This is a genomic window from Actinobacillus delphinicola (genome assembly GCF_900638385.1).
Lineage (GTDB): Bacteria > Pseudomonadota > Gammaproteobacteria > Enterobacterales > Pasteurellaceae > Actinobacillus_C > Actinobacillus_C delphinicola.
This window is the reverse complement of the sequence record NZ_LR134510.1, coordinates 1,169,611-1,183,120: the sequence shown is the minus strand read 5'-3', so window position 1 is coordinate 1,183,120 and position 13,510 is coordinate 1,169,611. Positions and strand designations below refer to the sequence as shown.

Genomic DNA, 13,510 nt, shown 5'->3' with positions numbered 1-13,510 from the left:
CATACGCCCCATTTTCCTAAAAATTTATGCGATTACAGGCAGTCATACAAAGTACATAAAATTTACGAAAAATCGGGGCGTGAGGTGTAACTCAGTGATGGAAAGGCAACAAATGTGTGTAGAGGAATAATCTATAAAACTTATGTAAGTTTGTGAGCAATTTAAAACGCATAAATTTTTAGGAAAAATAGGGCATGTTTTCAATTTTTTAGGATAAAAATAATAATAAAAAAATTAGAGATGAATATGAATAAGAAGAGAAAAATAAGCAGGGATAAAATGGTGATAGCCTTTCTTAATCTTTTTTCTTGATTTTCAGGTATAAAAAAACCTCTTGATTACTCAAGAGGTTGGTATGGGAACCTGGCAGTGTCCTACTCTCGCATGGAGGAACTCCACACTACCATCGGCGTTACAGCGTTTCACTTCTGAGTTCGGCATGGGGTCAGGTGGGACCACTGCACTTTCGCCGCCAGGATTATTCTTTATAATCTGTCTTTTCGTCGTTCTTTACTTAACGTTTTATCTTTGCGTTTATTTTCTCTTCGCTTCGTTAAGCCTTTAAAATCTCACTGAAAACTGACTTTCTTTCAAATCTTTTCTCTAAAAATATTTGAGTGTTGTATGGTTAAGCCTCTCGGGCAATTAGTATCTGTTAGCTCAACGCCTCACAGCGCTTACACATCAGACCTATCAACGTCTTAGTCTCAAACAACCCTTACCGACTTTAAGTCGGGGAGAACTCATCTCTTGGCAAGTTTCGTGCTTAGATGCTTTCAGCACTTATCTCTTCCGCATGTAGCTACCCAGCAATGCCTCTGGCGAGACAACTGGAACACCAGTGATGCGTCCACTCCGGTCCTCTCGTACTAGGAGCAGCCCCAATCAATTCTCCAACGCCCACGGCAGATAGGGACCGAACTGTCTCACGACGTTCTAAACCCAGCTCGCGTACCACTTTAAATGGCGAACAGCCATACCCTTGGGACCTACTTCAGCCCCAGGATGTGATGAGCCGACATCGAGGTGCCAAACACCGCCGTCGATATGAACTCTTGGGCGGTATCAGCCTGTTATCCCCGGAGTACCTTTTATCCGTTGAGCGATGGCCCTTCCATGCAGAACCACCGGATCACTATGACCTACTTTCGTACCTGCTCGACTTGTCTGTCTCGCAGTTAAGCTTGCTTATACCATTGCACTAACCTCACGATGTCCGACCGTGATTAGCAAACCTTCGTGCTCCTCCGTTACTCTTTGGGAGGAGACCGCCCCAGTCAAACTACCCACCAGACACTGTCCGAGTACCCGTTTCAGGTACGTCGTTAGAACATCAAACGTTAAAGGGTGGTATTTCAACAACGACTCCACAAGAACTGGCGTTCTCGCTTCATAGTCTCCCACCTATCCTACACATTAAAATTCAAGGTTCAGTGTCAAGCTATAGTAAAGGTTCACGGGGTCTTTCCGTCTAGCCGCGGGTACACCGCATCTTCACGGCGATTTCAATTTCACTGAGTCTCGGGTGGAGACAGCCTGGCCATCATTATGCCATTCGTGCAGGTCGGAACTTACCCGACAAGGAATTTCGCTACCTTAGGACCGTTATAGTTACGGCCGCCGTTTACTGGGGCTTCGATCAGGAGCTTCGCTTGCGCTAACCCCATCAATTAACCTTCCAGCACCGGGCAGGCATCACACCCTATACGTCCACTTTCGTGTTTGCAGAGTGCTGTGTTTTTAATAAACAGTTGCAGCCAGCTGGTATCTTCGACCGGATTCGCCTTCGTCCGCGAGGGACTACAACTACCACCGGCGCACCTTCTCCCGAAGTTACGGTGCTATTTTGCCTAGTTCCTTCACCCGAGTTCTCTCAAGCGCCTGAGTATTCTCTACCTGATCACCTGTGTCGGTTTACAGTACGATTTATAATAACCTGAAGCTTAGTGGCTTTTCCTGGAAGTGTGGTATCAGTTACTTCACAACCGTAGTTGCTCGTCATCACTTCTCGGCGTTAAGAATATCCGGATTTGCCTAGATATTCCGCCTACCGGCTTAAACCATCTAATCCAAAAGATGGCTAACCTAACCTACTCCGTCCCCACATCGCAGTTATTACAAGTACGGGAATATTAACCCGTTTCCCATCGACTACGCTTTTCAGCCTTGCCTTAGGGGTCGACTCACCCTGCCCCGATTAACGTTGGACAGGAAACCTTGATCTTCCGGCGAACGAGTTTTTCACTCGTTTTATCGTTACTTATGTCAGCATTCGCACTTCTGATACGTCCAGCATACTTCTCAGTACACCTTCATCCGCTTACAGAACGCTCCCCTACCCAACAGACTTACGTCTGATGCCGCAGCTTCGGTGCTATATTTGAGCCCCGTTACATCTTCCGCGCAGGCCGACTCGACTAGTGAGCTATTACGCTTTCTTTAAATGATGGCTGCTTCTAAGCCAACATCCTAGCTGTCTAAGCCTTCCCACTTCGTTTCCCACTTAATATAGACTTTGGGACCTTAGCTGGCGGTCTGGGTTGTTTCCCTCTCCACGACGAACGTTAGCACCCGCCGTGTGTCTCCTGAGTATCACTCTTTGGTATTCGGAGTTTGCATCGGGTTGGTAAGCCGGGATGGCCCCCTAGCCGAAACAGTGCTCTACCCCCAAAGGTGTCCGCTCAAGGCTCTACCTAAATAGATTTCGGGGAGAACCAGCTATCTCCCGGTTTGATTGGCCTTTCACCCCCAGCCACAGGTCATCCGCTAATTTTTCAACATTAGTCGGTTCGGTCCTCCAGTTAGTGTTACCCAACCTTCAACCTGCCCATGGCTAGATCACCGGGTTTCGGGTCTATATCTTGCAACTAGTCGCCCAGTTAAGACTCGGTTTCCCTACGGCTCCCTTATTCAGTTAACCTCGCTACAAAATATAAGTCGCTGACCCATTATACAAAAGGTACGCAGTCACCACACGAAGTGGCTCCCACTGCTTGTACGTACAGGGTTTCAGGTTCTATTTCACTCCCCTCACAGGGGTTCTTTTCGCCTTTCCTTCACAGTACTGGTTCACTATCGGTCAATCAGGAGTATTTAGCCTTGGAGGATGGTCCCCCCATCTTCAGACAAGATAACACGTGTCCCGCCCTACTTATCGTAAGCTCAGTACCACAAAAGCGTTTTAAGATACGGGACTATCACCCTCTATGATTGAGCTTCCCAGCTCATTCTCCTAACGCTTTTGCTATCACTTACAGGCTCTTCCGCTTTCGCTCGCCGCTACTAACAGAATCTCGGTTGATTTCTTTTCCTCGGGGTACTTAGATGTTTCAGTTCTCCCGGTTTGCTTCTCTTTCCTATATATTCAAAAAGAGATGATAGATTCTTCATCTATCGGGTTTCCCCATTCGGATATCTCGGGTTATAACGGCTCTTATCGCCTTACCCAAGCTTTTCGCAGATTAGCACGTCCTTCATCGCCTCTGATTGCCAAGGCATCCGCCCTGTACGCTTAGTCACTTAACCATACAACCTCAAATATTTTCATATTAAGATTGCGATTAACAACTCGACTTATGCTGCCTTTTTCAGCATAAGATTTTTAACTACTCAGACTTTACTTGAAAGTCTCTTTAGTTTTCAGCTTGATTTTAAATTTTTAAAGAACAATTCGACAATTTTAACAAATTATCATTAGAAAGTGAAAAAATTTTTTCTTCTTCCCTTTGTAATGAAAATTTGGTGGAGATAAGCGGGATCGAACCGCTGACCTCCTGCGTGCAAGGCAGGCGCTCTCCCAGCTGAGCTATATCCCCATCTTTTCATTCCTGTGTCACCCCCACTAAACCTTCGTTTCGTTGAGAGTGGTGGGTCTGAGTGGACTTGAACCACCGACCTCACCCTTATCAGGGGTGCGCTCTAACCACCTGAGCTACAGACCCACAGGGCATTGTCTTTCTTTGTCTACAACCACTAAAACAATCTGTGTGAGCACTCACTGTCGCTTCATTTTGGTAAGGAGGTGATCCAACCGCAGGTTCCCCTACGGTTACCTTGTTACGACTTCACCCCAGTCATGAATCATACCGTGGTAAACGCCCTCCCGAAGGTTAAGCTATCTACTTCTGGTACAACCCACTCCCATGGTGTGACGGGCGGTGTGTACAAGGCCCGGGAACGTATTCACCGCGACATTCTGATTCGCGATTACTAGCGATTCCGACTTCATGGAGTCGAGTTGCAGACTCCAATCCGGACTTAGACGTACTTTCTGAGATTCGCTCACCCTCGCAGGCTCGCTGCCCTCTGTATACGCCATTGTAGCACGTGTGTAGCCCTACTCGTAAGGGCCATGATGACTTGACGTCATCCCCACCTTCCTCCAGTTTATCACTGGCAGTCTCCTTTGAGTTCCCGGCCAAACCGCTGGCAACAAAGGATAAGGGTTGCGCTCGTTGCGGGACTTAACCCAACATTTCACAACACGAGCTGACGACAGCCATGCAGCACCTGTCTCATGGTTCCCGAAGGCACCCTCGTATCTCTACAAGGTTCCATGGATGTCAAGAGTAGGTAAGGTTCTTCGCGTTGCATCGAATTAAACCACATGCTCCACCGCTTGTGCGGGCCCCCGTCAATTCATTTGAGTTTTAACCTTGCGGCCGTACTCCCCAGGCGGTCGATTTATCACGTTAGCTACGGGCACCAGACCTAAAGCCCAATCCCCAAATCGACATCGTTTACAGCGTGGACTACCAGGGTATCTAATCCTGTTTGCTCCCCACGCTTTCGCACATGAGCGTCAGTATATTCCCAAGGGGCTGCCTTCGCCTTCGGTATTCCTCCACATCTCTACGCATTTCACCGCTACACGTGGAATTCTACCCCTCCCTAAAATACTCTAGCGACCCAGTATGAAATGCAATTCCTAGGTTAAGCCCAGGGCTTTCACACCTCACTTAAGTCACCGCCTGCGTGCCCTTTACGCCCAGTTATTCCGATTAACGCTCGCACCCTCCGTATTACCGCGGCTGCTGGCACGGAGTTAGCCGGTGCTTCTTCTGTGGCTAACGTCAAGTCAACGTGCTATTAACACGCCAACCTTCCTCACCACCGAAAGAACTTTACAACCCGAAGGCCTTCTTCATTCACGCGGCATGGCTGCATCAGGCTTGCGCCCATTGTGCAATATTCCCCACTGCTGCCTCCCGTAGGAGTCTGGGCCGTGTCTCAGTCCCAGTGTGGCTGGTCATCCTCTCAGACCAGCTAGAGATCGCTGACTTGGTGAGCCATTACCTCACCAACTATCTAATCCCACTTGGGCTCACTTCATGGCATGTGGCCTTGCGGTCCCACACATTTAATCTCTCGATATTACGCGGTATTAGCTACAGTTTCCCGTAGTTATCCCCCTCCATGAAACAGATTCCCAAGCATTACTCACCCGTCCGCCACTCGTCAGCAAAGAAAGCAAGCTTTCTTCCTGTTACCGTTCGACTTGCATGTGTTAAGCCTGCCGCCAGCGTTCAATCTGAGCCATGATCAAACTCTTCAATTCAAAGCTTGATTCGCTCAATAAGCTGACAAAAAGTCTTTCATTTAAAATGAATTTCTAGTTTGACACTCATTAAGACTTAGTTAAATTATTTAAACAAAGTCAATCAACAAGTGCCCACACAGATTGTCTAGTTAGTTGTTAAAGAACAAAAAACAACGACGCGAGAAGTAAATTTTTGTTAACAACGTCGCGTCGTTGTGTGGGGCGTATTATAGATATTTTGAAAACCTTTGCAAGCACTTTTTTCAAAAAAATCTTAATTTTTTTATATTTTTACGTAATTACATAATAAATAGCCACATTTAGATTAAAAACAATTCTATTTTTAAAAACAACAACCATTTTGCTCTTTTTCTTGAAAATAAAATGACTCTATTTTTAAATAAATATTCTTTTTTAATGACTTGTCCTATCCATTTATGATGAAAGAACAGGTTAAACATCAATAATTTTTTCTAGATGAAAACCTAATTCATTAAATAGTGCGATTTTAGCCTCGGACAGTGGTGCTGTTGCGAAAAGTTTTTTGTTTGATACGTCGTTTCCCATGTTCAGATTTATCGCTTTTTCATCAAGTAATGTTTGTATGCGGTTAGCAATCGCTTTCCCTGAATTAATAAATTCCTTCACTTGAGGAAGGCTAGCCCTTAATTCTTCTTCAATAAATGGAAAATGTGTGCAGCCAAGTACGACAATATCTAAATCGGCCATATCTTTTAATTCGTGGATATGTTCATCAAGCTCTTCTCTGTTTACTGGGATACCCTGTAATTTATTCTCCGCCATTTCAACAAGTAAGGTAGATCCAAATTTTTCTACCTGACAGTCTGTGGCAAAATTATGAATAAGTTGGATAACATAAGGTCGTTTAACCGTTCCTTTCGTCGCGATAAGCGCAATGTGCTTTGTTTTTGAAAGCTGTGCGGCAGGTTTAATCGCGGGTACCGTGCCAACAATAGGGAACGAAAATGCCTCGCGCAATGTCGGTAATACGATTGTACTCGCAGTGTTACAGGCAATGACAATAAGATCGAGAGGGTAAAGTGCATTTATTTTCTGGCAAATCGCCTTTGTGCGCCCAATAATCATTTCTTCTGATTTTTCTGAGTAAGGAAATGCACCATTATCTAGGCAATATAGAAATTCGCTATGTGGCAGCAGTTGTTTTGCCTCTTGATAAATGCTTAGACCGCCGATTCCTGAATCAAAAAATAAGATACGCGGTTTCAAAATAACCTTCTTAAAATAGTTAAACGAAAAGTTGGGCAATTATAGCCTAATTTCTTTCTTTCCTATAATTTTCTGATAATTAGGCTTGGGAATAGATATCTTTTGCATTAAGCCATCTATTAATAATTTTTTCCGATATTTGGGGCGTCTTTTGCAAAATCAGCTTTGCTGTTTCTTGTACTTGCGGGATCATTTTACGATCACGCATTAAGTCCGCAACTTTAAAAGCAATACTTCCTGTCTGTCTTGTTCCCAATACTTCACCAGCCCCTCGAATTTCCAGATCTTTTTCTGATATGACAAAACCATCTTGCGTATCACGCATCACTTCTAAACGTTTTCGAGAAATTTTGCCTAGTGGTGAATTATACATCAAAACACAAAATGAGGCCGTAGAACCGCGCCCTACTCGTCCTCGTAATTGATGTAATTGAGACAACCCTAATCGTTCAGCATTTTCAATAATCATTAAGCTTGCATTTGGAACATCGACCCCTACTTCAATCACAGTCGTGGCGACAAGTAAATTAATCTCACCTTCTTTAAATGCTTGCATGACGGCTTGCTTTTCTGCTGGTTTCATACGTCCATGGACTAATCCAATTTGTAAATGTGGTAATAATCGTTGCAGATCCTCACAAATTGCCGTTGCAGCTTGTGCTTCTAACACTTCACTTTCATCAATTAACGTACATACCCAATATGCTTGTCGTTTATCAACAGTACATGCGTGATTAACTCGTGCGATAAGCTCTGCTCGCCTTTCTTCAGAAAGGAGTACAGTTTGAATTGGTGTCCGCCCAGGTGGAAGTTCATCAATAATAGATGTATCAAGATCAGCATAGACCGTCATTGCTAATGTGCGGGGAATAGGTGTCGCTGTCATAATTAATTGGTGTGGATAAAATTCAGCTTGTCGTCCTTTCTCTCGTAATTGTAATCGCTGATCTACACCAAAACGATGCTGTTCATCTACGATCACAAGTGCCAAATCAGAAAAATGCACTTCCTCTTGAAAAAGAGCATGTGTTCCCACCACCATTTTTGCTTGATTATTTACAATTTTTTCTAAAGTTTGGCTACGTTCTTTCCCTTTTACCTTACTCGCCAACCAGGCAACTTCAATACCTAGTGGTTCAAACCATTTTTTAAAGTTTTGCAAATGCTGTTCCGCTAAGATTTCTGTTGGTGCCATCAATGCAACTTGCTTGCCATTGCCAATTACTGAAAGTGCAGCAATAGCGGCAACTAATGTTTTTCCTGAACCTACATCACCTTGAACTAAACGCATCATTGGAAATGGATTACGTAAATCATTTAAAATATCACGACTTACTCTTTTTTGCGCTTCAGTAGGTTCAAAAGGTAGCTGTGTTAAAAATTGTTTAATCAATTCACCCTGCGGTGGCAATGGGAATGCAGAGAATTGCTTTGTTTTTTGACGCAGACTTTGCATCGCTAAATTATGTGCAAGTAATTCTTCAAATATTAGCCGTTTCTGTGCTGGGTGACTTCCCTCTTCTAGCTGATTAAGCAATGTATTCGCAGGTGGGCAATGAAGAAATTGTAACGCTTCTTTTAATTCAAAGGGGTACGGATTAAAAGATTTAGGTAATATTTCACTAACTTGGTAATTATCTAGGCTCTTTAATGCTTGTGGAATTAATTTTCGCCACATTGCCTGTGACATACCTTCCGTTGTTGGATAAATGGGAGTAAACGATTCCGAAAGCGCAGCAATTTGGTTAGGCTGAAGAATTTGATATTCAGGATGCGCCATTTCCGCCATAAAACGTCCACGTTTAATTTCACCAAAGGCACGGACTTTAACACCAACTTGAAAACTATTTTTCATGCCTGCATTAAAATTAAAGAAACGTAACTGAATTTTTGATGTACCGTCTGAGAGTGTAACAAGTAACATTGGACGGCGGCTTACCACCACCTCGCATAGTTGGACAAAACCTTCTATCGTTGTATGCTGATCGACCCGAATTTCAGAAAGAGGCGTTATTTTAGTTCGATCTTCATAACGGCTAGGTAAATGAAGTAACAAATCTTGAAGGTTAAAAATTCCAAGCTTATTTAGCCTTTCTGTCATTGCTTTCCCAACACCCTTCAGGGTACTAAGGGGAATTTCATCTAAAAAAATATCTGCCATTAAGCATTAATGTTCCGTTCTATATGCACAAAACCTGGTAATGTTTTGATTTTTCTTACAATAGAAGCTAAATGTTGCGTATCTTTTGCAGTTAATAAAATAGCAATATCATATAAATGACCGTTTTGCTCTTCTGTCCAAATACTATGGACATTACTTTCAAGGGCTGTTAAAGCAGACATTAAATTAGACAATGTATCTGCCCGATTTAGCATTTCAATGTGTAATTCTGCTTCAAAGGATACTTTTGTATCTGCATTTTCCCATTCAACAGCCATATAATGCATAGCCTTTTGATGACGAACGTTTGAGCAATGGGCATGATGCACTACTAATCCTTTACCAGGACTCACATAAGCAATGATTGGATCGCCTGGAATTGGATGACAACATTGTGCAAAATTAGTTAGTAAATTTTCACCACCTTTAATTTCCAGTGGACTATCACTGTTATATGGTTTTCCGTCCGTATCAATTTCTACTTTCTCATCCAATAAGCGATACGCTACTACTGCACTCATTAAATTTCCCAATCCAATTTGAGTATAAAGCTCATCTAATGTTTTGAGTCCATATATTTCCAAAGCTTGTTGAATATTTTTTTCAGAAATATCCACTAAACGCTTTGGTTGGAGAGCATTAATTAATTGACGTTTACCAAGAATAACTGCGGTATCTGCTTTTAAAGTCTTTAATCTTTGTCTAATTTTCGTTCTAGCTCTTGCAGTTACCACGAAATTTAGCCAATTCGAATTTGGTTGAGCATGTTCTGCTGTAAGAATCTCAACAGTTTGCCCTGATACGAGAGGTTGAGATAATGGATAAGGTTTCCTATCCACCTTTGCTCCAATACAAGCACTTCCAACTCCTGAATGCACAGCATAAGCAAAATCTACTGCCGTAGCCCCTTTCGGTAATTCAACAATACGTCCTTTAGGCGTAAAAACATAAATTTCTTTTGGAAAAAACTCTGATTTAACGCTTTCAATAAATTCAAATGAATTTCCGACGCTTTGCTGTAATTCGACAAGGCTCTTTAACCAACGTTGAGCGCGGATTTGTGGTGTTGTACTATCATTTTTACCACTTTCTTTATAGACCCATTTTGCAGTAACGCCCATATCTGCCATTTGTTGCATTTCTTCAGTACAAATGTGCGCTTCAATAGGTACGCCCTTAGGCCCTATCATTTCAGTTTGTAATGATTGATAGCCATTCGCTTTTGGTACCGCAATATAATCTTTTACTTGTTGTGGGCGTGGTTTATAAAGAGAATGCAGTCGCCCAAGTGCCATATAGCATTGATCGCGATCTTTAACTACAACACAAAAAGAATAAATATCCATAATTGAATGAAATTCCTGTTCCTTTTGGCGTAATTTTTGATAAATTCCATATAGAGGACGCTCTCTAGGAATCACCTGCGCAGGAATATTAGCTTCTTTCAACCGTTCCGTTATCTCTTGCGAGATTTTTTCAATCATATCCTTACGATTATTGCGTGCAATACTTACCGTCTTACTCAACACTTCATAGCGGTGAGGATGCATCGCTTGGAAACCGAGATCTTCTAATTCATTTTTTATATGCTCAATACCTAATCGATGGGCTAATGGAGCATAAATTTCTAATGTTTCTTTAGCAATACGACGACGCTTATCAGGGCGAAGAGCGCCTAATGTGCGCATGTTATGAGTGCGATCGGCAAGTTTAATCAATACCACACGGATATCTTCCGTCATAGCAAGGATCATTTTTTGGAAATTCGCAACTTGTGCTTCTTGACGAGTTCGGAATTTTAATTTATCTAGCTTGGATACGCCTTCCACAATCTCAGCTACACTTTTTCCAAATTCGTCGGTAAGTTGTGCTTCTGTGTAAGGAGTATCTTCAATAACATCATGTAGAAGTGCTGCCATAATCGCTTCATAATCTAACTTCATTTCTGCAACAATACAGGCAACTGCGACTGGATGGGTAATATAAGGTTCACCACTGGAACGATATTGTCCTTCGTGGGCATCACGTGCTAAAACAAAAGCACGTTCAATAGTCTGAATCTGCTCCTCGGGTAAGTAAGTCTGAATAATCTGTTTTAAAGGTTCAAATAATTTCATTTATTTTACCTACCTTAGTTTTGATTCACCTACTTGATGTTATAAATATAAGATGAGAATTAAAAAAAAGAAACAGAAAGGAGATAAAATGAGAGTATTCTTTCTGTTTCTCTCAGAACATTATTCAGCAGTAAGTAAAGAAAGCACTTCGATTTCTGCTTTTTCTTTTTCCAACATAATTGATTGTTCTTGTTGGTTCATAATCATATCATTGATTAAACCTAATTCAATTTCTCGTAAAGCGATCACTGTTGGTTTGTCATTGTCTTTTGGTACTAATGCTTCACGTTGATGTAATTGTAATTGTCTTGCGCGACGAGCCGCAGTTAAAATTAAATCAAAACGATTACCGATTTGGTCTACCGCATCTTGTACTGTTACACGAGCCATAATTCTACTCCGCTTAATTAAGGTATATTCTCGCTATGGAGATCCGTTGGAATTCAAAAATAAAGGAGAAAATTCTACTAAATAATCCTCTATTTTGCTAGCAATTGATCCAATAATTGTGCATTTTGTTTTTGCTGATAACCACAACGCAAGCGTTCTGCTTGTAAAATAGTTTTCAAATCTTGCAATGCTACATCAAAATCTGCGTTTACAATAACATAATCATATTCATTATAGTGAGAGATTTCATCAACTGCTTTAGTCATCCGATCAGCAATCACTTCTTCACTATCTTGACCACGGCCACGCAAACGATTTTCTAATTCCCCAACAGATGGAGGTAAGATAAAAATACTTTGAACGCTAGGTACTTTTTCACGAATCTGACGAGCTCCCTGCCAATCAATATCCAGGAACACATCAATCCCTTCGGCTAGATTCTTCTCAATTGCAGGCAAAGAAGTTCCATAATAATTTCCACCGAAAACTTTGGCGTACTCCAAAAAAGCCCCTTTTTCGATTAACGCTTCAAATTCTTCTACACTCACAAAATGATAATGCACACCATCAACTTCTCCAGGACGAGGGTTACGTGTAGTATGTGAAACTGAAACCATCATCGAATGCATATTTTTTTCTTTTAATAATGCATTAATTAAAGAAGACTTTCCCGCTCCACTTGGTGCGGAAATAATGTACAAATTGCCTTGCGCCATAATTTTACTCCGATAAAAATTTTACTCATTATGCCTTTAAAATGAGAAAATTTCAGTAAAATCCTGTAATTTATTACAATTTTTTTACAAAAATATACTTAATTTTTACAACAAAAACAGAATAGTAATAAATCCAGAGATTATTAGAAAATTTATAAAAGTGCTCCTAAAAAAGCGTGTTATACTTTGCACCAGATTTCAAGAGTAAAACTCTTTAAAGATTTTTATTAACTTAACGCTAGAGGAAGAATCTTATGGCAATTAAAATTGGTATTAATGGTTTTGGCCGTATCGGTCGTATCGTATTCCGCGCAGCTCAAGAACGTGATGATATTGAAGTCGTAGGGATCAATGACTTAATTGATGCTGAATATATGGCATATATGTTGAAATATGACTCTACTCACGGTCGTTTTAACGGTACCGTTGAAGTTGTAGATGGTCACTTAGTTGTTAATGGTAAAAAAATCCACGTTTCTTCAGAACGCGATCCTGCAAACCTTAAATGGGGTGAATTAGGCGTTGACGTTGCTGTTGAAGCAACTGGTCTTTTCCTAACTGATGAAAAAGCACGCGCTCACATTGCTCAAGCGGGTGCTAAAAAAGTTGTAATGACTGGTCCATCTAAAGATTCTACTCCTATGTTCGTAAATGGTGTTAACTTCCATGAATATGCAGGTCAAGATATCGTTTCTAACGCATCATGTACAACTAACTGTCTTGCTCCATTAGCAAAAGTTATCAATGACAAATTTGGTATCGTTGATGGTTTAATGACAACTGTTCACGCAACTACAGCAACTCAAAAAACTGTGGATGGTCCATCATTAAAAGACTGGCGTGGTGGTCGCGGTGCAAGCCAAAACATCATCCCATCAAGTACTGGTGCGGCTAAAGCAGTAGGTAAAGTTATCCCTGCATTAAACGGCAAATTAACTGGTATGGCATTCCGCGTACCAACTCCAAACGTTTCTGTAGTTGACTTAACTGTTAACCTTGCAAAACCTGCAACTTATGAAGAAATCTGTGCAGAAATCAAACGTGCAAGTGAAAACGAAATGAAAGGTGTTTTAGGTTACACTGAAGATGCAGTTGTTTCTACTGACTTCAATGGTTGCCCTATGACATCTATTTTCGATGCTAAAGCTGGTATCCAATTAACTCCAACATTCGTTAAATTAGTATCTTGGTACGATAACGAAGTAGGTTACTCTAACAAAGTATTAGATTTAGTTAGCTTAGTTCATAACTACAAAAAATAATTAAGAGCTTGTCGTTCTTATAAAAAATCCCTTCCAATTGGAAGGGATTTTTGTATAAAATAAAATTATATAGAGCT

Annotated in this window: 6 protein-coding genes, 2 tRNA genes and 3 rRNA genes; 1 reads left to right on the top strand and 10 read right to left on the bottom strand. The window is 41.4% G+C overall.

Annotated features, from left to right (window positions below):
• Nucleotides 1–361 precede the first annotated feature (361 nt).
• From rrf to gmk, 10 genes are all read right to left on the bottom strand, one after another.
• A 5S ribosomal RNA gene (gene rrf / locus EL259_RS05525) occupies nucleotides 362–477 on the bottom strand.
• A gap of 147 nt (nucleotides 478–624) precedes the next feature.
• A 23S ribosomal RNA gene (locus EL259_RS05520) occupies nucleotides 625–3,525 on the bottom strand.
• Nucleotides 3,526–3,739: 214 nt separating this feature from the next.
• Nucleotides 3,740–3,815: transfer RNA gene (locus tag EL259_RS05515), tRNA-Ala, on the bottom strand.
• A gap of 49 nt (nucleotides 3,816–3,864) precedes the next feature.
• A tRNA-Ile gene (locus tag EL259_RS05510) sits at nucleotides 3,865–3,941 on the bottom strand.
• A 73-nt stretch (nucleotides 3,942–4,014) separates the two neighbouring features.
• Nucleotides 4,015–5,557 (bottom strand): 16S ribosomal RNA (locus EL259_RS05505).
• Together the 16S, 23S and 5S rRNA genes with 2 tRNA genes alongside form the textbook arrangement of a ribosomal RNA operon.
• Before the next feature lie 435 nt (nucleotides 5,558–5,992).
• Nucleotides 5,993–6,787 (bottom strand): glutamate racemase, encoded by a 795-nt coding sequence (gene murI / locus EL259_RS05500; RefSeq protein WP_408608223.1) that lies wholly within the window; start codon nucleotides 6,785–6,787, stop codon nucleotides 5,993–5,995.
• Nucleotides 6,788–6,866: 79 nt separating this feature from the next.
• Nucleotides 6,867–8,948, bottom strand: a complete 2,082-nt coding sequence (gene recG, locus EL259_RS05495; protein ID WP_126599743.1) for an ATP-dependent DNA helicase RecG — start codon at nucleotides 8,946–8,948, stop codon at nucleotides 6,867–6,869.
• A complete protein-coding gene (gene spoT / locus EL259_RS05490; protein WP_126599741.1) occupies nucleotides 8,948–11,065 on the bottom strand; it encodes a bifunctional GTP diphosphokinase/guanosine-3',5'-bis pyrophosphate 3'-pyrophosphohydrolase in 2,118 nt (705 codons plus the stop codon). The genes recG and spoT overlap by 1 nt, the downstream gene beginning before the upstream one ends.
• A gap of 120 nt (nucleotides 11,066–11,185) precedes the next feature.
• On the bottom strand, nucleotides 11,186–11,455 hold the full coding sequence (gene rpoZ, locus EL259_RS05485) for a DNA-directed RNA polymerase subunit omega (RefSeq protein ID WP_126599739.1): 270 nt from the start codon (nucleotides 11,453–11,455) through the stop codon (nucleotides 11,186–11,188).
• Between the two features lie 89 nt (nucleotides 11,456–11,544).
• Nucleotides 11,545–12,171, bottom strand: coding sequence for a guanylate kinase (gmk, locus tag EL259_RS05480; protein ID WP_126599737.1), 627 nt, complete (start codon nucleotides 12,169–12,171; stop codon nucleotides 11,545–11,547).
• 254 nt (nucleotides 12,172–12,425) lie between these two features.
• Between gmk and gap the strand changes: the two genes are divergently transcribed.
• Nucleotides 12,426–13,433 carry a type I glyceraldehyde-3-phosphate dehydrogenase gene (gene gap / locus EL259_RS05475; RefSeq protein WP_126599735.1) on the top strand — a complete coding sequence of 336 codons (1,008 nt, stop codon included), beginning with the start codon at nucleotides 12,426–12,428 and terminating at the stop codon, nucleotides 13,431–13,433.
• The last annotated feature ends 77 nt before the right edge of the window (nucleotides 13,434–13,510 follow it).